Source organism: Streptomyces sp. CNZ301, from assembly GCF_004217425.1.
Genome location: NZ_SHLG01000001.1, coordinates 1,842,287 through 1,864,742 on the forward strand (window position 1 = coordinate 1,842,287; position 22,456 = coordinate 1,864,742).

The 22,456-nt window shown below is 69.3% G+C and carries 17 protein-coding genes, 2 tRNA genes and 1 pseudogene; 6 read left to right on the top strand and 14 right to left on the bottom strand.

Annotated elements, in window-relative coordinates:
• The 6 genes from mreC to EV375_RS08100 form a co-directional block, all read right to left on the bottom strand.
• Window positions 1-939 (bottom strand): rod shape-determining protein MreC, encoded by a 939-nt coding sequence (mreC, locus tag EV375_RS08075; protein WP_130298839.1) that lies wholly within the window; start codon window positions 937-939, stop codon window positions 1-3.
• Between the two features lie 143 nt (window positions 940-1,082).
• On the bottom strand, window positions 1,083-2,102 hold the full coding sequence (locus tag EV375_RS08080; protein WP_028431807.1) for a rod shape-determining protein: 1,020 nt from the start codon (window positions 2,100-2,102) through the stop codon (window positions 1,083-1,085).
• 303 nt (window positions 2,103-2,405) lie between these two features.
• Window positions 2,406-2,819 carry a nucleoside-diphosphate kinase gene (gene ndk / locus EV375_RS08085; RefSeq protein WP_055484998.1) on the bottom strand — a complete coding sequence of 138 codons (414 nt, stop codon included), beginning with the start codon at window positions 2,817-2,819 and terminating at the stop codon, window positions 2,406-2,408.
• A 120-nt stretch (window positions 2,820-2,939) separates the two neighbouring features.
• On the bottom strand, window positions 2,940-3,290 hold the full coding sequence (locus EV375_RS08090) for a DUF4233 domain-containing protein (protein WP_130298840.1): 351 nt from the start codon (window positions 3,288-3,290) through the stop codon (window positions 2,940-2,942).
• Window positions 3,290-4,762 carry a bifunctional tetrahydrofolate synthase/dihydrofolate synthase gene (gene folC, locus EV375_RS08095; protein ID WP_486588712.1) on the bottom strand — a complete coding sequence of 491 codons (1,473 nt, stop codon included), beginning with the start codon at window positions 4,760-4,762 and terminating at the stop codon, window positions 3,290-3,292. Before folC ends, EV375_RS08090 begins: the two co-directional genes overlap by 1 nt.
• A 347-nt stretch (window positions 4,763-5,109) precedes the next feature.
• Window positions 5,110-7,761, bottom strand: coding sequence for a valine--tRNA ligase (locus EV375_RS08100; protein WP_130298842.1), 2,652 nt, complete (start codon window positions 7,759-7,761; stop codon window positions 5,110-5,112).
• A gap of 156 nt (window positions 7,762-7,917) precedes the next feature.
• Between EV375_RS08100 and EV375_RS08105 the strand changes: the two genes are divergently transcribed.
• Both EV375_RS08105 and EV375_RS08110 read left to right on the top strand, forming a co-directional pair.
• Window positions 7,918-8,871 carry a hypothetical protein gene (locus EV375_RS08105; protein WP_130298843.1) on the top strand — a complete coding sequence of 318 codons (954 nt, stop codon included), beginning with the start codon at window positions 7,918-7,920 and terminating at the stop codon, window positions 8,869-8,871.
• A gap of 74 nt (window positions 8,872-8,945) precedes the next feature.
• On the top strand, window positions 8,946-9,674 hold the full coding sequence (locus EV375_RS08110) for a hypothetical protein (protein WP_130298844.1): 729 nt from the start codon (window positions 8,946-8,948) through the stop codon (window positions 9,672-9,674).
• 279 nt (window positions 9,675-9,953) lie between these two features.
• Here EV375_RS08110 and clpX read toward each other — a convergent pair whose 3' ends face one another.
• From clpX to EV375_RS08135, 5 genes are all read right to left on the bottom strand, one after another.
• Complete coding sequence (clpX, locus tag EV375_RS08115) at window positions 9,954-11,237, bottom strand: ATP-dependent Clp protease ATP-binding subunit ClpX (protein WP_130298845.1); 1,284 nt, start codon at window positions 11,235-11,237, stop codon at window positions 9,954-9,956.
• A 151-nt stretch (window positions 11,238-11,388) separates the two neighbouring features.
• Window positions 11,389-12,051 carry an ATP-dependent Clp protease proteolytic subunit gene (locus EV375_RS08120; RefSeq protein ID WP_130301693.1) on the bottom strand — a complete coding sequence of 221 codons (663 nt, stop codon included), beginning with the start codon at window positions 12,049-12,051 and terminating at the stop codon, window positions 11,389-11,391.
• A gap of 118 nt (window positions 12,052-12,169) precedes the next feature.
• Window positions 12,170-12,772, bottom strand: a complete 603-nt coding sequence (locus EV375_RS08125) for an ATP-dependent Clp protease proteolytic subunit (RefSeq protein WP_107097596.1) — start codon at window positions 12,770-12,772, stop codon at window positions 12,170-12,172.
• Window positions 12,773-13,019: 247 nt separating this feature from the next.
• Window positions 13,020-14,486: a trigger factor gene (gene tig / locus EV375_RS08130; protein WP_130298846.1), complete on the bottom strand. Its 1,467-nt coding sequence runs from the start codon at window positions 14,484-14,486 to the stop codon at window positions 13,020-13,022.
• Between the two features lie 111 nt (window positions 14,487-14,597).
• Window positions 14,598-14,674 (bottom strand) — tRNA-Pro (locus EV375_RS08135).
• A gap of 513 nt (window positions 14,675-15,187) precedes the next feature.
• On the opposite strand from EV375_RS08135, the gene EV375_RS08140 reads away from it, so the two are divergent.
• Together EV375_RS08140 and EV375_RS08145 are read left to right on the top strand one after the other, a co-directional pair.
• Window positions 15,188-16,066, top strand: a complete 879-nt coding sequence (locus tag EV375_RS08140) for a serine hydrolase (protein WP_130298847.1) — start codon at window positions 15,188-15,190, stop codon at window positions 16,064-16,066.
• 282 nt (window positions 16,067-16,348) lie between these two features.
• Window positions 16,349-16,419: transfer RNA gene (locus EV375_RS08145), tRNA-Gly, on the top strand.
• A 178-nt stretch (window positions 16,420-16,597) separates the two neighbouring features.
• Here the strand turns inward: EV375_RS08145 and EV375_RS08150 are convergent.
• Window positions 16,598-16,792 (bottom strand): hypothetical protein, encoded by a 195-nt coding sequence (locus tag EV375_RS08150; protein ID WP_055485007.1) that lies wholly within the window; start codon window positions 16,790-16,792, stop codon window positions 16,598-16,600.
• A gap of 611 nt (window positions 16,793-17,403) precedes the next feature.
• On the opposite strand from EV375_RS08150, the gene EV375_RS08155 reads away from it, so the two are divergent.
• The gene (locus EV375_RS08155; protein WP_130298848.1) at window positions 17,404-18,717 is read left to right on the top strand and encodes an acyltransferase family protein; all 1,314 of its coding nucleotides are present in this window, start codon (window positions 17,404-17,406) and stop codon (window positions 18,715-18,717) included.
• Window positions 18,718-18,971: 254 nt separating this feature from the next.
• Here EV375_RS08155 and EV375_RS08160 read toward each other — a convergent pair whose 3' ends face one another.
• On the bottom strand, window positions 18,972-20,129 hold the full coding sequence (locus EV375_RS08160) for a PP2C family protein-serine/threonine phosphatase (RefSeq protein WP_130298849.1): 1,158 nt from the start codon (window positions 20,127-20,129) through the stop codon (window positions 18,972-18,974).
• 148 nt (window positions 20,130-20,277) lie between these two features.
• Here EV375_RS08160 and EV375_RS08165 point away from each other — a divergent pair.
• Window positions 20,278-21,515 (top strand): annotated as a pseudogene (locus EV375_RS08165) (GNAT family N-acetyltransferase).
• A gap of 104 nt (window positions 21,516-21,619) precedes the next feature.
• Here the strand turns inward: EV375_RS08165 and EV375_RS08170 are convergent.
• A complete protein-coding gene (locus EV375_RS08170) occupies window positions 21,620-22,453 on the bottom strand; it encodes a DNA-formamidopyrimidine glycosylase family protein (protein ID WP_130298850.1) in 834 nt (277 codons plus the stop codon).
• Window positions 22,454-22,456: the final 3 nt, after the last annotated feature.

Genomic DNA, 22,456 nt, shown 5'->3' on the forward strand with positions numbered 1-22,456 from the left:
TCAGCTCCTGGATTCCGAAGCGTCGGGCTTCGGCGTCTTGGTGACGGTCACCGTGGGCGCGGGCTTGGGCTTCGGCGGCTTCTTCGCCCGGAGCACGTCGTCACGCGGGTCCGTACGCGGCGGCTTGACGACGACGCCCACGATGTCGAGCTTGCTGAAGCTGACGAACGGACGGACGTTGACGCTGCGTGTGAGATCCCCCGCCGTCCTGTCGACCTTGGAGACCGTCCCCACGGGCACACCCGGCACGAACGGCTTGTTGTTCCGCGAACCGAAAGTCACTATCCGGTCGCCCTTCTTCACGTGCGCCTTGCCGTTGAGGAGCTGGACCGTCATGGCGTCGCCGCCGTGGCCCGTGGCGAAGCCCAGTTCGCTGCTCTTCTCCATGCGGGTGCCGACGGAGAAGTCGGGGTCGTTGGCGAGCAGCACGGTCGAGGTGGAGGAACTGACGGTCGTGACACGGCCCACGAGGCCGTCGCCGTTGATGACCGTCATGTCCCGCGTGATCCCGTCCCGGGTGCCGGCGTCGATGGTGACCGTCCAGGAGAAACCCTGTGCGGATCCGATTCCGATGACCTGGGCGCCCTTGAGCCCGTAGCCGCCGGCGCCGGCGGTCTTCAGCAGCCTGTCCAGCTCCTGGGACCGTGCACGGTGCCGGTCGCTGGAGCCGAGCCGCTGCTTCAGCTTCGCGTTCTCGGCCTCCAGACGGCTTATGCGGTCGTGCCGCACGCCGGAGTCGCGGACGGCGGCGATGGAGTTCCCCACGGGATCGACAGCGGCCGACACCCCGTTCTCCACAGGCCCGAAGGCGGAAGCGGCCACATGCCGCGCGCTGTCCATCGGAGACTGCTCGCCCTTCCTGATGTCCACCGTGATCAGTGCGAACGCGATGGCGATCAGAAGGACGAGCAGCAGCCGGCTCTCTCGGGTGTCCCTCACGTGCGGCGGCCGTGCCTTTCCTCAGTCGGTCGGACCGTGTCCGTTCCGGAGCAGTTCTGCGGTGTCCCGGAACTGTCAACGATCCACAGGCGGACTGGTGGTCGTACATGCGGCAGACCGCACGGCGGATCGCTCGTTTCAGATCATCGCCTGGGCTGGGAATCGAGGACCTGCTGAAGCGCCTCGAATTCCTCCACGCACTTCCCGGAGCCCAGCGCCACGGAATCCAGCGGGTCCTCGGCGATGTGGATCGGCATCCCCGTCTCGCTGCGCAGCCGTTCGTCCAGACCGCGCAGCAGTGCGCCGCCGCCGGTGAGGACGATCCCGCGGTCCATGACGTCGCCGGACAGCTCGGGCGGGCACTTGTCGAGCGTGGTCTTCACCGCGTCGACGATCGCGTTGACCGGCTCCTCCATGGCCCGGCGGACCTCCGCGGCCGAGATGACGACCGTCTTGGGGAGGCCGCTGACCAGGTCGCGGCCACGGATCTCGGTGTGCTCGTCCTTGTCGAGGGAGTGCGCGGAACCGATCGTGATCTTGATGCTCTCGGCGGTGCGCTCGCCGAGAAGCAGGCTGTACTCCTTCTTGATGTGCTGGATGATCGCGTTGTCCAGCTCGTCGCCGGCGACGCGGATCGACTGTGCCGTGACGATGCCGCCGAGCGAGATCACCGCGACCTCGGTGGTGCCGCCGCCGATGTCGACGACCATGTTGCCGGTGGCCTCGTGCACGGGAAGTCCGGAGCCGATCGCGGCGGCCATCGGCTCCTCGATGATGTGCACCTGGCGGGCACCGGCCTGCGTGGACGCCTCGATGACGGCGCGACGCTCGACTCCGGTGATGCCGGACGGAACGCAGATGACCACACGCGGACGCGCAAGATAACGACGCTTGTGGATCTTGAGGATGAAGTAGCGGAGCATCCGCTCTGTGATCTCGAAGTCGGCGATGACGCCGTCCTTCAGCGGACGCACGGCCACGATGTTGCCCGGGGTGCGGCCGATCATCTTCTTCGCCTCGGCGCCTACCGCGAGGATGCCGCCGGTGTTGGTGTTGATGGCGACGACCGACGGCTCGTTGAGGACGATCCCGCGACCCCTGACGTACACCAGCGTGTTGGCGGTCCCGAGGTCGACAGCCATATCACGGCCGATGAACGACATGTTGTTCGCCATAGGATGCGTCTGGCCTTCCAACTGGAGCGATTTGTGTGGGAGGACGGCAGGAGAGGGTGATCCGCGCTAACACTGTGGAGACGCGAGGTTCCATCGTAGACGCGGACTCGAACACGTAGCGAGGGTGTCCCGCCATTGTCGGCGCAACAGCCGTCGTCCCTGCAATCAGTGACGTCGTGTCGGGGTGATGAGTTCCCCCGAAACCGGGTGCATATGCCGAGGGGCGACCGGAAAATGTCGGTCGCCCCAGGTCATCCAGGCTCTGACGACTGATGACGCGTCAGCTGGACCCTAACTGAAGTCCGGGAAAAAAATCTTCATCTCGCGCTCGGCAGACTCCGCGGAGTCCGATGCGTGAATTAGGTTCTCCCGCACAATCGTGCCGAAGTCCCCCCGAATGGAGCCGGGCGGCGCGGCAATCGGGTCCGTCGGACCGGCGAGCGCACGCACTCCCTCGATGACGCGCTCACCTTCGGCGACCATCACGACCGACGGCCCCGAAGCCATGAATTCCACCAGCGGCTCGTAGAAGGGCTTTCCGACGTGCTCCGCGTAGTGCTGCTCCAGCGTGGAGCGGTCGAGCGTGCGCAACTCCAGTGCTGTGACGGCCCAGTTTGCCTTGCTCTCGATCCGGCCGATGATCTCACCGATCAGACCGCGGCGTACGGCATCGGGCTTGAGCAGTACCAGGGTGCGCTCGCTCATGGGGGGGCTCCTCGGGATCGTGCGCCCTGCCGTCGGGGACGTCAGGCGTCGGGGAGGTCAGGGTCGGGGATGTGGCTGCTTACGGATGCCCAGAGGCTACACGGGCGGCGACGGTCACCGTCACGCAGTGTCAGGCCGGGTCTCCAGGCGGGCACGCTCCGCCTTCGCCTCGTCCACCTTCCGGCCGAAGTGGACGGACGCCCACCACAGTCCCGCGAAGCAGGCGCCCAGGAAGAACATGGCGGGAACGACGAATCCCGAGGCGATCAAGCCCAGTTGGAGCGCCCAGCCCAGCGGGATGCCGCCCGGGCGGGTCAGCACGCCGCACAGCAGCAGGCACAGGGCCATCGCCACGCCGCACACCGTCCAGACGGTGCCCGCCGGCAGATCGCTGGTGCGCATGGCGACGAGACCGGCGAAGCCGATGACGAAGAACTCACCGAGCAGCGTGCTCGCGCAGAGAGTGCGCACTAGCGCTCCTTCCCCAGCAGCAGCCGGGCCTCGCCGGCCGTGATGACGGAACCCGTGACCAGGACGCCCGCGCCCGCGTACTCGCCCTCCTCCTCGGCGAGCGTGATCGCCTCCTCCAGCGCGCTGTCGAGCCGGGGTTCGACCTGCACACGGTCCTCGCCGAAGACCTCGACGGCGACCGCTGCCAGGTCGTCGACGTCCATCGCCCGGGACGTGGAGTTACGGGTGAGTACCACTTCCGCGAAGATCGGTTCGAATGCCTCGAGCAGACCCCGTACGTCCTTGTCGCTGCTGGGACCGACCACGCCCACGAGGCGGCTGAAACTGAACGCCTCGGTGATCGCCTCCGCGGTGGCGCGGGCCCCCGCCGGGTTGTGCGCGGCGTCGAGGAGCACCGCCGGGCTGGTGCGCATCAGCTCCAGACGGCCGGGCGAGGAGACGGATGCGAAGGCCTGCCGGACGATGTCGGCGTCGAGTGTGCGGCCTTGGTCCGTCTGCCGCGTACCGACGCCGAAGAAGGCCTCGACGGCTGCGAGCGCGACGGCGGCGTTGTGCGCCATGTGCGCGCCGTGCATGGGCAGGAAGATCTCCGGATACTCACCGCCCAGTCCGCGCAGCGTGAGCAGCTGCCCGCCGACGGCGACCTCGCGCGAGACGACGCCGAACTCCAGGCCCTCCCGCGCGACCGTCGCCTCCTCCTCGGCGGCCCGCTTCAGCACGACGGAGGCCGCTTCGACAGGCTGCTGGGCGAGAACGACGGTGGCGTCCTTCTTGATGATCCCGGACTTCTCACCGGCGATCTTCTCGGGGGTGTCACCGAGACGTGCCACGTGGTCGAGCGAGATGGGCGTGACGACGGAGACGCCCGCGTCGATCACGTTCGTGGCGTCCCAGCTGCCGCCCATGCCGACCTCGACGACGGCGACGTCGACGGGGGCGTCGGCGAACGCCGCGTAGGCCATGCCCGTCAGCATCTCGAAGAAGGAGAGACGGTACGGCTGCTGCGCGTCGACCATCTCCGCGAACGGCTTGACGTCCTCGTAGGTCTCGATGAAGCGCTCCGCGCTGACGGGGGCTCCGTCGACGCTGATCCGCTCGGTGATCGACTGCACGTGCGGCGAGGTGTACCGGCCGGTGCGCAGCTCGAAGGTGCTCAGCAGCGCCTCGATCATGCGTGCCGTACTCGTCTTGCCGTTCGTGCCTGTGATGTGGATGGACGGGTAGGCCCGCTGCGGCTCCCCCATCACGTCCATCAGCGCCCGGATGCGGTCCAGGGAGGGGTCGAGCTTGGTCTCGGGCCAGCGGCCCATCAGCTCCGCCTCCACCGCCCGCAGCGCGCGGTCCGTCTCCGGGTCCTCGGGCCGTCCCGGAACCACGTCGGCCTGCGGAGTGCCGGCCTGGGCGCGGAGGGTGCGGCTGCCGGCCTCGATGACCGCGAGGTCCGGGTCGCGGTCGGTCTCCGCTCCGACGATCTCCTCGAACTCGGAGGGCGGGGTGCTGCCGTTCTCCTCGTCCGGGTCTTCGCCGGGACCTTGCTCGGGGGGCTGGGGCTGGTCACTCACGGCGCCCAGTCTACGTAGGGCGGCGGGGCCGCCTTCCCGGCGGTCCTCCTGCGGCGGCCGTACCGGAAGCGCTCCCCCGGAGACGCTCCCCCGGACGCGGAAGACGAGGCGGTCCGGCAGCGGGGGCGCTGCCCGGACCGTGACCGCGGTGATGGCCCTCTGCGGCCCGTCGGGCGGGGAGCCGCGGGACGCGCCGGCCGTGACCCGCGCGCCCGCAGCCCCAGGTCCTTCCCTGCCGGGCCGTCCGTCGTGGGGCGTTACGCGCCGGGCAGCCGCTCGAGCTGCTGCCGGAGGCGTGCGATGTCGGCCTCGGCGGTGGCGCGGCGTTCCCGGATCTTCGCGACGACGTGCTCGGGCGCCTTCGCGAGGAAGCCCTCGTTCTCCAGCTTCGCCGTCGTCTGCCGGAGCTCCTTCCCTGCGGCGTCCAGGTCCTTCGTCAGGCGCTTGCGCTCCGCGTCGACGTCGATGACGCCGGAGAGGTCCAGCTCCACCGTGCCGCCCGCGACAGGCAGCGACGCCGTGGCCTGGAAGCTCTCGCCCTCGGGCTGGAGCCGCAGCAGCTGCCGCATGGCGTCCTCGTGGGACGCCAGCGGGGAAGCCGCCACCGTGAGCCGGGCCGGGACCCGCTGGCCCGGCTGGAGCCCCTGGTCGGCGCGGAAGCGCCGGACCTCGGTCACGGCGTCCTGGAGCGTGGCGATCTCCCGCTCGGCCTCCGCGTCGCGGAATCCGGAGTCGTCGGGCCATGACGTGGTGACGAGGGATTCGCCGCCAGTGAGCGTCGTCCACAGCGCCTCGGTGACGAACGGGACGACCGGGTGCAGCAGCCGCAGCATCACGTCGAGCACCTCGCCGAGGACTCGGCGCGAGACCTCGGCGGGCCGGCCGCCCGCCGCGAAGGTGGTCTTGGACAGCTCGACGTACCAGTCGAAGACCTCGTCCCACGCGAAGTGGCGCAGTGTGTCGGAGAGTTTGGCGAACTGGTAGTCGTCGTAGTAGCCGTCGGCCTCGGTGACGACGGAGTTGAGGCGGGAGAGGATCCAGCGGTCCGTGGCGCCCAGTTCGGACGGCTCCGGCAGTGGGCCCTCGACCGTCGCACCGTTCATCAGCGCGAAACGCGTGGCGTTCCAGATCTTGTTGGCGAAGTTGCGGGACGCCTTGACCCAGTCCTCGCCGATCGGCACGTCGGCGCCCGGGTTGGCACCGCTGGTGAGCGTGAAGCGCACGGCGTCGGCACCGTAGGCGTTCATCCAGTCCAGCGGGTCGACCGAGTTGGGGTTGGACTTGGACATCTTCTTGCCGTGGTCGTCGCGGACCAGGCCGGTCAGCGCGATCGTGTGGAACGGGGCGACGCCGTCCATCGCGTAGAGCCCGAACATCATCATCCGGGCGACCCAGAAGAAGATGATGTCGTGCCCGGTCAGCAGCACGTCGGTCGGGTAGAACTTCGCCAGGTCCTGGGTCTGTTCGGGCCACCCGAGGGTGGAGAAGGGCCAGAGGCCGGAGGAAAACCAGGTGTCCAGGACGTCCGGGTCCTGCGTCCAGCCCTCGCCCGTGGGCGGCTGCTCGTCCGGGCCGACGCAGCGGACCTCGCCGTCCGGCCCGTACCAGACGGGGATGCGGTGGCCCCACCACAGCTGGCGCGAGATGCACCAGTCGAGCATGTTGTCGACCCAGTCGAAGTAGCGCGCCGACATCTCCACGGGGTGGATCTTCACGCGCCCGTCGCGCACCGCGTCGCCCGCGGCCTGAGCGAGCGGGCCGACGCCGACCCACCACTGCATCGACAGCCGCGGCTCGATGGTCGTCTTGCAGCGCGAGCAGTGCCCGACGCTGTGGGTGTACGGGCGCTTCTCGGCCGTGATGCGGCCCTGTTCGCGCAGTGCGGCGACGATCGAGGACCGCGCCTCGAAGCGGTCGAGGCCCTGGAACGGGCCGTGCGCGGTGATGACGCCCCGCTCGTCCATGACGGTCAGCGCCGGCAAGTCGTGCCGCTGCCCGATCGCGAAGTCGTTCGGGTCGTGGGCGGGAGTGACCTTGACGGCACCGGAGCCGAACTCCGGGTCCACATGCTCGTCGGCGACGACCGGGATGGTGCGGTCGGTGAGCGGGAGCTTGATGTGCCGGCCCAGCAGGTGTGCGTAGCGCTGGTCGTCGGGATGGACGGCCACGGCGGTGTCGCCGAGCATCGTCTCGGCGCGCGTGGTGGCCACGACCAGGGAGTCGTCCTCGCCGTCGCCTCCGCCGTACCTGATGGAGACCAACTCGCCGTCGTCCTCCTGGTATTCCACCTCGATGTCGGAGATGGCGGTGAGACAGCGCGGGCACCAGTTGATGATCCGCTCGGCACGGTAGATCAGCCCGTCGTCGTACATCTGCTTGAAGACGGTCTGGACGGCGCGGGAGAGGCCCTCGTCCATGGTGAAGCGCTCGCGCGTCCAGTCGACGCCGTCGCCGAGGCGGCGCATCTGGCCGAGGATCTTGCCGCCGTACTCGTCCTTCCACTGCCAGACCCGCTCGACGAACGCCTCGCGCCCCAAGTCCTGCCGGGACTTGCCCTCTTCGGCGAGTTGCTGCTCGACCTTGTTCTGCGTGGCGATGCCCGCGTGGTCCATGCCCGGCAGCCACAGCGACTCGTAGCCCTGCATGCGCTTGCGGCGCGTGAGGGCGTCCATCAGCGTGTGCTGGAAGGCGTGGCCCAGGTGAAGCGATCCCGTGACGTTCGGCGGCGGGATGACGATGGTGTACGGCTGCTTGTCGCTCTTGGAGTCCGCCTCGAAGTAACCGCGAGCCACCCAGCGCTCGTACAGCTCCTCCTCCACCTCGGACGGCGCGTACTGCGTCGGAAGGTCTGCGGGGGCTGCTGCTTTCGGCCCTCGGGAGTCGGGGCGCTGCTGAGAGTTCTCGGTCACGACGGCAGTGTACGGGCGTCAATGTCGCAGTCTCGAATCGGTTTGGGGACCGGTGAGGTAGGCACTCCGGGCGTCCGCCAGGATGTACTCACAGCGCGTGAGCGCGAGCGCGACCGCGTCGTACGCGACGCACATCAACGGAGGGGAAGCGCCGCCATGAGTCAGAACCAGCCGGGGCCGTACGGACAGCAGCCGCCCCCGCCCGGACCGTACGGACAGCCGCCGCAGGGCCCGAATCCGTACGCCCAGGGCGCTCCGGGCGGGGCACCGGGCCAGCCCGGCTACGGCTATCCGCAGCAGCCGCCCGGCCAGCCCGGTTACGGCTATCCGCAGCAGCCGGGACCGTACGGGCAGCCCGGTCCTTACGGTCAGCCCGGTCCTCCCATGCCCCCGCAGGGAGGCGGCGGCATGGGAGGCAGGACGGTCGCCATCATCATCGGCTCGCTGGTCATCGTGGGTGTCGTCATCGGCGGAGTCTTTCTCTTCGGCGGACTGGGGGGCGGCGGCGGTTCCGTCGCCGACGACGGCAAGAAGTACAAGCTGACGTCGCCGCAGACGGTCGCCGGCGAGTACGAGAAGAACGACGGTTACGGCACCACGAACCCGATGACGCAGTCCGAGCTCTCGGAGTTCGAGAAGGCGGGCGTCGGCGGCCCCAAGAGCGAACACGGCTCGTACAAGTCCGGCAGCGGCACGGCCGTGAAGCAGCTCAACTTCCAGGGTGTCTGGGGCGAGGTAGAGGACCCGGAGGCCACGGTCGACACGGCCTTCGCGAAGATGGCCGAGGACAGCGAGAAGAACGCGGAGCGCTCCGGCGGGAAGGCCGAACTCGAGGGCAGCCCCGAAAAGGTCGAGCCGGCCGGTCTTGAGGACGACGCCGTGATGAAGTGCCAGATCATCAAGGTCAGTCTCGGCGCGTCCACGTCCGCGGGAAGCGGCGGTCCGTCCGAGATCAAGGCGCCGCTGTGCATGTGGGGCGACCACAGCACGGTGGCGATGGTCTCCGCTCAGGACTCCGCCGCCGTCCTGACCGGCAGGAGCATGACGATCGATGACGTCGCCGAGCTGTCCACGAAGCTGCGCGACGAGGCACGGGTCGAGATCAAGTAGCCCACGGGGCTGCGGTACCGGGACCTCCGGCCGGTGTGCCGGGGGTCCCTCGCCTGACGGAGGAGACGCAAGCGATGAGTGACAGTCAGCCGGCCGTGCACGGACAGGCGGAGTCGGCGGCGCCCGGCGCACCGGTGCCCCCGGAGGGCGGCGGCGCCGGCCAGGACGGCACGGGCACGACGGGCGGTGGCAGGAGCGGCTTCACCGGCCCGGCCAAGGCGGTGGCCGCCGGCGCGGCGCTCGTCGTGTGCCTCGTGCTCGGCGCGTACTTCTACATGGGCGCGGACGACGCTCCCGAATACAGGCTGACGACGCCGAAGACGGTCGCGGGCGAGTACCAGCGGGACGGCAAGGGCGAGAAGGGCGACGGCGAGGCCTTCGACAACAAGAAGGTGCCCGGGATGACCTCCAACGCGGACGTCAGCGCCGAGTACAAGACCGGAACCACCAAGAAGCTGCAACTCGGCGGCGCCTACGGCTCCGTGGCGAACCCGGAGAAGGCCGTCGACTGGGTCTTCGAGCAGACGGGCAAGTCGCTGAAGACGGAGACCGGTGCCAAGGCGGAGGGCGACCTCGGGAAGTTCTCCCCGTCCGGCTTCGACGGCGACGTGCTCAAGTGCCAGGAGTACAAGATCTCCAGGATGAGCCTGGTGATGTGCAGCTGGGCCGACTCCAGCACCGTGGGCACTGTCTCATCCATGATCCTCACCAACGACGGCACGTCGACGAAGCCCGTGGACCTGAAGGAGACCGCCGAACTGACGGCGAAGGTACGCAAGGACGCACTCGTCGAGGCCGGCTGACGACTGGGTCTGCGGCTGCGGCTGCCTCTGCGGCTGAACGGCCGCGCTGCGAGGACCGAGTCGGCCGGCACGGGCAAGGGACACCGCAGGAGAACGGCACAGGAATCACAGCACGACGAGAGGGGCGCCCGGCCTCGTGCCGCGCGCCCCTCTCGGGCTTGTCTCGTCGTGCTTGTGTCTCATCGTGCTTGTTGGCTCAACTGCCCTTACTTCAAAGGCAGTTGAGCCAACAAGTTGAGCCGGGGCCCGCGGCCGAGCGCGGGCAGAAGCTCATGCGCCTTACGCGCTCTTCTCGTGCCGCTCCTGCTCGTTGCGCGAGCGGGGCACGAGCGTCGGGTTCACGTTGGAGTGGACGACCTCTTCGGTGATCACGACGCGCTCGACGTCCTTGCGGGACGGCACCTCGTACATCACCGACATCAGGACTTCCTCCATGATGGCGCGCAGTCCGCGCGCCCCGGTGCCGCGCAGGATCGCCTGGTCGGCGATCGCCTCGAGCGCGGGGCGGTCGAAGTCCAATTCCACACCGTCGAGTTCGAAGAGGCGCTGGTACTGCTTGACGAGTGCGTTGCGCGGCTCCATGAGGATCTGCAGCAGCGCCTCACGGTCGAGGTTGTGCACACTCGTCATCACCGGCAGCCGGCCGATGAACTCGGGGATCATCCCGAACTTCACCAAGTCCTCGGGCATGACGTCCTCGAACTGGTTGCTGTCCTCGATCTCGCGCTTGGAGCGGATGGTGGCGCCGAAGCCGATGCCCTTCGCACCCGCGCGGGCCTCGATGATCTTCTCCAGCCCGGCGAAGGCACCGCCCACGATGAACAGCACGTTCGTCGTGTCGATCTGGATGAACTCCTGGTGCGGATGCTTCCGTCCGCCCTGCGGCGGCACCGAGGCCGTAGTGCCCTCCAGGATCTTCAGCAGCGCCTGCTGGACACCCTCGCCGGAGACGTCACGTGTGATCGACGGGTTCTCACTCTTGCGGGCGACCTTGTCGATCTCGTCGATGTAGATGATCCCGGTCTCGGCCTTCTTGACGTCGTAGTCCGCCGCCTGGATCAGTTTCAGGAGGATGTTCTCGACGTCCTCGCCGACGTAACCCGCCTCCGTCAGTGCCGTGGCGTCCGCGATGGCGAAGGGGACGTTCAGCATGCGGGCGAGGGTCTGCGCGAGCAGCGTCTTGCCGGAGCCGGTGGGGCCGAGCAGCAGGATGTTGGACTTGGCGAGCTCGATGCCGTCCTCACGGCCCTGGGGGCCGCCGTTCTCACCGGCCTGCACGCGCTTGTAGTGGTTGTAGACCGCGACGGAGAGCGCCTTCTTGGCAGCCTCCTGGCCGACCACGTACCCCTCGAGGAACTCCGAGATCTCGCGGGGCTTGGGCAGTTCGTCCCAACGCACCTCGGAGGACTCGGCGAGCTCCTCCTCGATGATCTCGTTGCACAGGTCGATGCACTCGTCGCAGATGTACACGCCTGGCCCTGCGATGAGCTTCTTCACCTGCTTCTGGCTCTTCCCGCAGAACGAGCACTTGAGCAGATCGCCGCCATCACCGATGCGTGCCACGAGGTGCTTCCCCTTCGCCTGGGACCGGTCCATCAGCCGTCGGACCGAGGTACGTGCGTGTACGACGGTACCCTGCCGGGCCGTCGAATTGGGCCCCCCTTGGGACGACTCGATGGAGGCGCCCCAAGGGGGAACGTGACGTGCGCCGGAGTCAGACTCCCATGCCGACGGACGACTTGCGGGTGGAGACGATCTGGTCGATCAGCCCGTACTCGAGCGACTCCTCAGCCGTGAGGATCTTGTCGCGCTCGATGTCGTCGCGGATCTTCTCGATCTCCTTGGTGGAGTGCTTCGCCAGCATCTCCTCCAACTGCACACGCATGCGCTGGATCTCGTTCGCGGCGATCTCCAGGTCGGAGACCTGACCGCGGCCCGTCTCGCTGTAGGGCTGGTGGATCAGGATGCGTGCGTTGGGAAGCGCCATCCGCTTGCCGGGGGTGCCGGCCGCGAGCAGCACGGCGGCAGCGGAGGCCGCCTGCCCCATGCAGACCGTCTGGATGTCCGGCTTCACGAACTGCATCGTGTCGTAGATGGCCGTGAGCGCCGTGAAGGAGCCGCCGGGCGAGTTGATGTAGAGCGAGATGTCCCTGTCCGGGTCCATCGACTCCAGGCAGAGCAGCTGCGCCATGATGTCGTTGGCGGAGGCGTCGTCGATCTGGACGCCGAGGAAGATCACGCGCTCCTCGAAGAGCTTCGCGTACGGGTCGTACTCGCGCACGCCCTGCGAGGTGCGCTCGACGAACCGCGGCACGATGTAGCGGGAGTCGGGCTGCGGGCCCGTGTAGCGGCCCTCGGAGGCGTACGTGCTCTCCATGCCGGGGCGTCCGCCGGGGGCGGGGAGTCCGGAAAGATTGGTCATCGGAGCCTTCTCCTGGTGATGGGCTGACTGCGGTCGCTGCGCTGCTGCTGAGCCTGCTGTCCTGCGGCGCGGCTCACGCGCCCGTACCGCCGCCTCCCGGAACCTGCGACGCCCTGCCGTACACCTCGTCGATCAGGCCGTATTCCTTGGCCTCCTCGGCGGAGAACCAGCGGTCGCGGTCGGCGTCACGGGTCCACTGCTCGATCGTCTGACCGGTGTGCTGGGCGGAGAGCTCCGCCATCTTCTTCTTCGTACGCAGCAGTTGCTCGGCGTGGATCTTGATGTCCGAGGCGGAGCCCGCCAGGCCGGCGGAGGGCTGGTGGATCAGGATGTCCGCGTTCGGCAGCGCGAAACGCTTGCCGGGGGTGCCGGCGCTCAGCAGGAACTGGCCCATCGAGGCGGCGAGGCCCATGGCGATGGTGACCACGTCGTTCTTGATGTACTGCATGGTGTCGTAGATCGCCATGCCGGCCTGGATCGAGCCACCGGGGCTGTTGATGTAAAGGAAGATGTCCTTGTCCGGGTCGGCCGCCAGGAGCAGCAACTGAGCGGTGATCTGGTTGGCGATCTCGTCGTCGACGGGCTGGCCGAGGAAGATGATCCGCTCGTTGAGCAGCCGGTTGTAGACCTGGTCGCCGAGGCCACCACCAAGGTGCTCAGCGGCGGCGGAAGGCATCGGAAGCGTCACGTGTCCACCTGCTCGTGTCCGGACGGTAGCCGAGGGCGTGCCGTCTCTGGGGTCTTCATGCACTTGGGACCCTAACGCGCGGCACCGACGGAGCCATCCCGCATCGGGAGCTGTTCGCTGTCAGCGCAGGTCCCATGGGCCCTCTGTGCAGCCCCGGGGCCCGCGCACGGGAGAGGTGCGCGGGCCCCGGCCGTGATCTTCCGGTGCGGGCTGCGGGAGGGCGGGGAGAGGGCGGTCAGCCCTCCGACTTCTTCTCCTGCCCGTCGTCGGAGCTCTTGTCCGAGGCGTCCTCGGAGGCCGTCGCGGCGGCCTGCCCGGACTCGTCGCCGGCTTCGGCGCCCGCCTCGGCCTCGGTGGCCCCGGCCTCGACCGTCTCGGCGGTCTCGTCCTCCTCGTCGTCGAGGTCGACCGTCTCGCCGTTGGTGTCCTTGACGGTGGCCTTCTCGACGACGGTGGCGAGCGCCTTGCCGCGCGCGACCTCGCCGACGAGCATCGGCACCTGGCCGCCCTCGACGACGGCCTGCGCGAACTGGTCGGGGCTCATGCCGGAGGACTGGGCACGGCGCATGAGGTGCTCGGTCAGCTCTTCCTGGCTGACGTTGAGCTTCTCCTTGTTGACCAGCTCGTCGAGCACGAACTGGGTGCGGATGCCCTTCTCCGCCTGCTCCTTGAGCTCCGCGTCGAAGTCCTCCTCGGACTTGTCCTGCATCTGCAGGTACGTCGCGAGGTCGAGGCCCATCTGGCCGAGCTGGTTGTTGACGAGGTTGTCCTTGCGGGTGTTGACCTCGTCCGCCAGCAGCTTGTCCGGGACGGGGACCTCGACGAGGCCGAGGAGGGCATCGAGCACTTTCTCCTGCGCCTCGGTGGCCTGCTCGTACTTCTTCTGCTGGCCGAGGCGCTTGCGGCTGTCCTCGCGCAGCTCCCCGAGGGTGTCGAACTCGCTGGCGAGCTGCGCGAAGTCGTCGTCCAGTGCGGGCAGTTCACGCGAGGAGACCGTCTGCACCTTGACCGAGACCTCGGCCTCCTTGCCGGCGGCGGAACCGCCCTTGAGCTCGGAGGTGAAGGTGGCCTCGCCGCCGGCCTCGAGGCCGGTGACGGCGGCGTCGATGCCGTCGAGGAGCTCGCCGGAGCCGATGGTGTAGTCGACGCCTTCCGCGACGCCGTCCTCGAGGACCTCGCCGTCGACCTTCGCCTGAAGGTCGACCTTGACCACGTCGCCCTCGGCGGCGGCCCGCTCGACGACCGTGGTGGAGGCGAAGCGCTCACGCAGCTGCTCGACGGCCTTGTCCACGTCCTCGTCGGAGACCTCGGCGGCCTCGACCTCGACCTCGATGCCCGAGTAGTCGGGGATCGTGATCTCGGGGCGGATGTCCACCTCGGCGGTGAAGGACAGCAGCTCGTTGTCCTTCAGGTCCGTGATGTCGACCTCGGGCTGACCCAGCGGGTTCAGCTCGCCCTCTTCGACAGCCGACTGGTAGAGCTTCGGAAGCGCGTCGTTGACCGCTTCCTCCAGCACCGCGCCGCGTCCGAACCGCTGGTCGATCACCCGGGCAGGGATCTTCCCCTTGCGGAAACCGGGGACGGTGACCTGCTGGTTGATCTTCTTGTACGCCGCGTCGAGGCTGTCCTTGAGCTCCTCGAAGGGCACCTCGACTGTGAGCCGAACCCGGGTGGGGTTCAGGGTCTCCACGGCGCTCTTCACGGTCGGTCTCCTTGGGGCTGACTGCTTGGGGAATTCGCGCTCTGCCGGGTGTCCCGCAAACCGCTCGGAATCCGGACACGACACAGGCACGCGCGCGTCTTGCATAGTACGTGGTCGGGGTGGCCGGATTCGAACCGACGACCTTCCGCTCCCAAAGCGGACGCGCTACCAAGCTGCGCCACACCCCGTCGGTGCGACACGTAGAGTACATGCCCTTCTACCGGGCCGCCCCCGGCTCTTGCGCCTCCCCCGGCCTCCCCCTCCGGGCGATATCCGCTGTCCGCCCGTCCCCTTGTTCGCTCCGTCCCGGCACTCGGGATGTGATCACAAGCCCGCCCCCTCGGAGGCGAGGGCGGGTGACATCGCCCACGGCAGGAGAGCGGCGGTAGTGGGTGACACTGGGAAATGTCCAGCGCGACGCCCACGGGCCGGGCCGACAGGCCCACGGTCGGCAGCCCCGGGCATTCCCGGCAGCGGGACGGCGGCGGGACGCCCGCGGAAGCCTCCCTGGCACCGCCCCGCCCGCGGTTCTCACCGTCCGTGCGACACAAGCCCGCGGAAGACCTCGACTGCCACCCGAGGGCCTCCAGCACATGTGACATTCTTCGCAGAATGAACAACCCGGACCGCCGGCCGCCTCCTTCGTGACCGGAGCCGGGAGGTCACCACCACAGAGCAACCCAGACCGGGACGGAACCTCCATGTTCGGATCGCACACATCGGGCACCGGGAGACGGGCGGCAGCGGCGGCCGTTGCCGCCGCGTCCGCGCTCAGCGTCCTGACGTCGGCCGGCCCCGCCGCGGCGAGCACAGCACAGGCCCGGGTGGGGGGCTCGCAGGTCGTGTGCACCTCGGCCCAGCCGGGTCTGGCCTCGCGGCTGGCGCAGGACGTCGCCGGCGCGGTCCGCGACCGCAAGGACAGCCCGGCGCTCGCCGTGTACGACCGGCGCACCGGGAGCAGCTGCGAGTTCAGGGCCGACGCGCGCTACGACTCGGCCAGCGTCATCAAGGTCTCGGTGCTCGCGGCGCTGCTGCGCAAGGCCCAGGAGGAGCACCGAGCGCTGACGCCCCGCGAAGTGCGCCTGACCACCGCGATGATCACCAGGTCGGACAATGCGGCGACGTCCACGCTGTGGCGCCGGATCGGCCCGGACCGCTTCGCGCAGTTCCTGTCGCTGGCCGGCATGCGGGACACCGCTCCCGGCCGGAAGATGTCCTGGGGCCTCACCCAGGTCACCGCCCGGGACCAGGTGAGGCTGCTGCGGCTGCTCACCGCGCCCAATCCGGTCCTCGCGCCGGCGTCGCGCGCGTACGCCCTCAGACTGATGAACCGGGTTGTGCCGAGCCAGCGTTGGGGCGTACCGGCCGGAGCACCCGGCTCGGCCACGGTCCACGTCAAGAACGGCTGGCTGCCGCGCAGCACGGGAGCCTGGCGCGTGCACAGCGTCGGGGCGTTCACCCACGGCGGCAACGACTACGGCATCGCCGTTCTCTCGCAGGGCAACAGGACGATGGGTTACGGCATCGCCACCATCCAGGACGTCGCAGAGGCGGTCCACCGGGACCTCCGCCGGCGCTGAGCGCCCTGGTCCGGGCCGGGGCGGGCCGGGAGAACGGTGGGGTCGAACGAGTTGGGAGACCGGGCGCAGGGCCGCCGCCTCCCGTTCGCCGGGGACGCGTACCGGCAGGTCGGCGGTGCCGGGGCCTGCTCGTCGGCTCCCCGGCACCAGGTCACGATCGTGAGCCGGGTGAGGATGCACTACGATGCAGTGCGTACCGCTTCGACGGACGTACCGGCCGAGGCCGTGACGGCGTCGAGCAGACGCCGGGATCGTGCGGCGGACGTACGGAGCGGGGTACTTGCGGGCGTAGCTCAATGGTAGAGCCCTGGTCTTCCAAACCAGCTACGCGGGTTCGATTCCCGTCGCCCGCTCGGAACGCGAAGGGCCGGCCCTGACAGGGCCGGCCCTTCGGCGTGCTGCGGGACCCGCGCTCCGCGCGGAGGACGATGTCCGCCCCCAGGTGCTCGGCGGGGCCCCGTGCCTGTGTGCTGTTGTGCCGCGGGCGCGCGAGGGGTGCGCGGCCGTGGAACGCGCGGGGGTGCGGCCGCGCTAGAAGCTGATCTGATTGACCATGTCCGCAAGGGAGTTCATGAACCGGTTGACCGACGGCGCGATGTCGGTCGAGGCCAGGAAGAAACCGAAGAGCACCGCCACGATGGCGGGCCCCGCCTTTATCGAGCCGCCCCTGATCATCACCACCAGGATCACTGCCAACAGCAGCACCACAGACAGTGAAATGGCCACAACTGATCACACCCTTGCGGTCGGAACGCGTCACCGGTCGAGGGGCCGTCGCCATCGCTCCCCCGCCGCGGACCATCGTGCCACCAAGTCGCGTGTGCGTGGAGTTGAGTGACGAATCGTCGGCCGTGGGACCCTCCCCGGTCGTTGCGGTTCTCCCCCGTGCGCACATGCTCTACACGCTCCGGACACACCCGTGACGCATCTCCCACGGCGTGCCGGACGCCAATACGTACGGTATTTCGGGACGCACCACACCGATCATTGCGCTGCGCAGCGATAATGCAACATGTGCAAGAGCGGACATGGCTCCGCGGCGACTCCCGTGACGAATTGCCGCCGTATCGCCGGGTGTTGTGGAGTCGATCACAACGGGTTCCGGATACGGTCCGTCCGGGCGGGAAACAAGCCCCGTTGAGGCGACGTGGCGACCACGGTAGCCTCGTCCGAATGTCCGGGCATGGCAGACATGTCCACCCAGAACGACGGCCTGAGCGGGCATCGGTGCAGGAAATCCCTCCCCGATGACGTGGGTCGAAATCTGTTCCGGGTAGGCCTGTTGGATTCTCGCCAGGAATTTACTCCTCACAGGTTTGAGGACTAGGGTGCGACAGATGTTGCACGCTGGTTATGAGCGGGCACCGCTCCCCCCGGTCCGCCAGGAGCCCCACTCCGCGACGCCTGACGCGTCGGCGGAGCCTCCGGCCAAGGTCAAGAAAAAGCCCGCAGACCAGCGGGACCCCTTTCTCGACAACGCGAAGTACCTCACGATCCTGCTCGTCGCTGTCGGCCACGTATGGGATCCGCTGCGCGACGACAGCCGCATGGCGGGCGCGCTCTACTTCGTGCTGTACGCCTTCCACATGCCGGCGTTCATCATCGTCTCCGGCTACCTCTCCCGCAGCTTCGAGGGCAAGCCCCGGCAGATCAAGCGGCTCGTCACCGGCGTGCTGGTGCCGTACCTGATCTTCCAGACGGTCTACACCTTCTTCATGCGGTGGGCGAGCGACAACCCCGACCGGGAGTTCCACTACCAGGAGCCCGGCTTCGCGCTGTGGTTCCTCGTGGCCCTCTTCCTGTGGCGGCTGACGACCCCGCTGTGGAAGAGCATGCGCTGGCCGCTGCCCGTGGCCCTGGCCGTGGCAGTCGCCGCCGGTGTCACCCCCAGCATCAGCAACGACTTGAACCTGATGCGGGTCGCCACCTTCCTGCCGTACTTCGTGCTCGGCCTCCAACTGCGGCCCGAGCACTTCCAGATCGTCACGCGGCGCAGGTTCCGGATGCTGGCGCTGCCGGTCTTCGCCGGTGCGCTGCTGGTCGCCTACTGGGCCGTGCCGCGGATGTCCAAGGGCTGGTTCCTGCACGACAAGGCCGCGCAGGACCTCGGGGCGCCGGCCTGGGTCGGCGGCGTGATGACCCTCGCCACCTTCGGCTGCGGACTCGTGCTGACCGCGGCGTTCCTCTCGCTGGTGCCGCGTCGCCACATGTGGTTCACGGCCCTCGGCGCCGGAACGCTGTACGCGTACCTGATCCACGTCTACCCGATCAAGATCTCGCGTGAGTTCGAGTGGTACGACATGGACTGGGTAGACCACCCCGTCAGCCGTGTCGTGATCACGTTGATGGCCGCGGTGATGATGACCCTCCTGTGCACCTCGCCGGTGCGCCGCGTCTTCCGCTTCGCCATGGAGCCGAAGATGGAGTGGTTCTTCAGGCGCGACGCGGGCGAACAGGCACGCGCACGTGAGAAGGCCCCCGCGCCCTCACGGACGCCGGCCCGGACCGCCTCCGCGCACGCCGGCGCTCCGGCTCCCGCTCACGCCGAACCCGGCGCGTCCGCTCCGGATGCCGCGGAGTACGCGCAGTCGGGTTCGGGTTCGTCGTACGGGACGGGCGGCGCCCGCCGCGGCGGCAAGCACGCGAGGTAGGCCGAGCAGCAGACTGGACGGGCGGGGAGAGCACCGGCGCCGCGGACCTCGTCGGCGGGCGGCTCCCGCGCCTGTCATGCCGGGCCGCGCCGCCGCGGCCATCGGGCAGGCGGGCCGGGCGCTTCAGCGCACCGGCCCGCTTCCGCGTGAAGCGGCGCCCGCGACCGGTACGGCCACACCGCGCCCAGGCGTGCGTCGGTCGGCCGTTTCGGGGTTCAAGTCCCGGGATTCGGCCCCGGGGGCAGACCCGGGGTTCAGCCCCTGCAGAGCAGGAGCAGGGCTCGGTCGTCGTTGACGTCCCGCGCCACCGTCTCTATCAGGTGCCAGGCGGCACCGCGGAAACCCGAGGCGACGTGCCGGTCGGCCTCGCCCGTGAGCCGGTCGAGGCCGTCCGAGAGATCGCGTTCCGAGGTCTCCACGAGGCCGTCCGTGAAAAGCATCAGCACGTCGCCCTGGAGCAGCGTCCCCTTCACCGGGTCGAACTGGGCGCCCTGGTAGACCCCGAGAAGCGGGCCGTCGCCCGACTTCTCCTCCCACTTGCCGGTGCCGGCGCCCCGCTGGAGGGCGGGGACGTGCCCGGCCGAGAACAGTTCGTAGTCGCCGCTGTCCAGGTCGAGAACGAGATGGACGGACGTGGCGAAGCCCTCTTCCCAGTCCTGCCGCAGCAGATAGCCGTTGGCGGCGGGCAGGAAGGCGTGCGGCGGCAGGGAGCCCAGCAGACCGCCGAAGGCGCCGGAGAGCAGCAGCGCGCGTGAGCCTGCGTCCATGCCCTTGCCGGACACGTCCGTCAGCACGACCTCCAGGGTGCGCTCCCCCGGGCCCGTGCGCGCGGCGACGACGAAGTCGCCCGAGAACGACTGCCCGCCGGCCGGGCGCAGCGCCATCTCTCGGTGCCAGCCCCGCGGGAGCCTGGGCAGCTTGCTCTGTACGCGGATGCGCTCGCGGAGGTCGAAGAGCATGGTGCCGCCGCGGCGCCACGGCACACCGACGCGGCTGCGGAACTGCGCGACGAGCAGGCCGGCGAGCCCGGCCGTTGCCACGACAAGGATGGTGCCTGGCGTGACGCGTCCCGCACCGTCCTGGTACGGGCCGAGCATCGCGGACTCGACGATGAGGGCCGCGGCCGCACACGCGTAGAGCGCCAGCAGGCTCGCCGGACGCAGCAGCAGACCGCCCGCTATGAGCGGCAGTACGAGCGCCTCCGGGGCGGCCCACAGCGGCATGAGGACCGTGAGGACGGTGAGGAGCGGAACGACGAGAAGCAGCGCGGCGAAGGCGAGCCAGTCCGAGACGCCGCCGCGGAAATAGTCCACGGCGCTGCGGCGCAGCCTCGTCCGGGCCCGGTGCAACGCTCTTCGCGTTTTGTGCAACCGGGCCTTCGGGGGTGTGAGGCTCGGACGAGGTACAGCCATGCAGATGGACCTTATCGAGCCTTTGACCAGTGCGTCGATTCCGTTCACGACGTGCAAGAACGACGGAACGTGCGTATGCACGTGCACGGGTGGCCGGGGGTGGGGATTCAAGTTGGCTGCTTCTCAAAACCCCTGCTAGAGAGAGCGCATGGAGACAGAGTTGCGCACGCTGCGCCGTTCCGAATGGGACTCCTGGTTCGACGGAATTCTTCGTGCTTTCGGAGCAGCCGGAGGCCTTGACCGAGAGCTGTACCGGGAACTGACCGAGATCGACCGGTCGCTCGGTGCGTGGGACGGGGGCGAACTGGTCGGCTCCGCAAGCCTGTTCTCATTCCGGATGGCCGTGCCGGGAGGCGCGCTGGTGCCCTCGGCGGGTCTGGCCATGGTGCACGTGGCGCCGACGCACCGCCGTCGCGGAATCCTCCGCTCCATGATGCGGCGCCAGTTGGACGAGACCCGGGACGCCGGCGTGGAACCGCTCTCCCTGCTCACCGCTTCCGAACCGGGCATATATGGACGCTTCGGGTACGGAATGGCCACGCGCCGGCTCGATGCCGACATCGACACCACTCGCGTCACCCTGAAGACCCCGCCCGGCTCGGACCGGCTGCGGATGCGCCTCGTCGACGACGCCGCGTCCGTGAGCGACGCGTGCGAGAGCGTCTACGCGCGGCGGGTGCCCGAGCGCGCCGGAATGCTGGAGCGCGCCCCCGGGTGGGAGCGCATGCCGCTGATGGACCCGCCGGAGGGACGGAAAGGCGCCGGTGCACTCGCCTGCGTGCTGGCGGAGGACGAGGCCGGGGAGGTGCGCGGCTATGCGCGCTACGCCCTCAAGCACGGCTCGGACGAGACCGGCGTGGCGCGGGGCACCGTTCTGCTGCGTGACATGGAGGCACTGGACACCGCGGCGTACGGAGCGCTGTGGCGCTACCTGTTCGACCTCGACCTGATGACGGAGCTCAGCGTGCGGGACCGCCCCGTGGACGATGCGTGGCTGCACATGGTCGGGGACAGCGTGCGGCTGTGCAGACCACGGTGGCGGGACTCGCTGTTCGCGCGGCCGGTGGAGGTGGGAGCCGCGCTGGCGGCCCGTGCCTACACCGCGCCGGTCGATGTGGTCCTCGACGTCGAGGACGTCTTCTGCCCCTGGAACGAGGGGCGCTGGCGGCTCTCGGGGACGCCGGCGGCGCGACGTGCGAACGCACCCGGGACGCAGCCGATCTCGCTCTGTCCGTACGGGAGTTGGGCGCTGCTTATCTGGGCGGCACGGCCCTGCGGACACTCGGTTCGGCAGGTCGCGTGCGGGAGTTGCGGCCAGGTGCGCTGGGCGCGGCCTCCACCGCCTTCACCACGGACCAGGCTCCGTGGCTCTCCCACGAGTTCTGAGCACGGTTCCGGCGCAGAAGTACGGCGTACAAGCCCGGCGCACCAGTCCGGCGCCGGGCGTGCTCCGGGAGGGCGTGACGGTCCGGCGGGTCAGTCCGGGCGGGTCAGGCCGGCTGACAGGCAGGGCACCAGAAGAGGTTCCGCGCCGCCAGTCCCGCCGTGCGCACCGGCTCGCCGCACACGTGGCATGCCATGCCGGCCCGCCGGTAGACATACACCTCGCCGCCGTGGTCGTCGACGCGCGGGGCGCGCCCCATGGCCTCCGGCGTGTGCTCGGGGCGCACGGTGTCGATGCGGTTGTTGCGCACACCCTCGTGCATCAACTCGACGAGGTCGGCCCAGATCGCGTCCCACTCCGTGCGGCTCAGCCCGCGTCCGGGGCGGTACGGGTCGATCCCGTGCCGGAAGAGCACTTCTGCCCGGTAGACATTGCCCACGCCCGCGACGACCTTCTGGTCCATCAGCAGCGCCGCGACGGTGGTGCGGCTGCGCGAGACGCGGGCCCAGGCGCGCTCGGGATCGGCGTCCGCGCGCAGCGGATCGGGGCCCAGCCGTTCCTCGACGGCCGTCTGCTCGTCCTCCGTGATCAGCTCGCAGCGGGTCGGCCCGCGCAGATCCGCGTAGACGCCGCTCGCCTCGCCGCCGCCGTCCCCCTCGGCGACGAGCCTGAGCCGCACCTGTCCCACGGGCGCCGGGGCCGACCCAGTGCCGAAGGTGAACTTGCCGTAGAGGCCGAGGTGTACGTGCACCCGGCCCGCGCCGTCGAAGCCGAGGAACAGGTGCTTGCCGTGGGCCTCGGCCCCCGCGAGGACCTGCCCGTCGACAAGGGCCGCCCCGGAGGAGAACTTCCCCTGCGGGCTGGCGGCCCGCACCTTGCGGCCCCCGAAGCTCTCCCGGAAATCCCGGGCGAGCCGGTGGATCGTGTGCCCCTCGGGCATGCG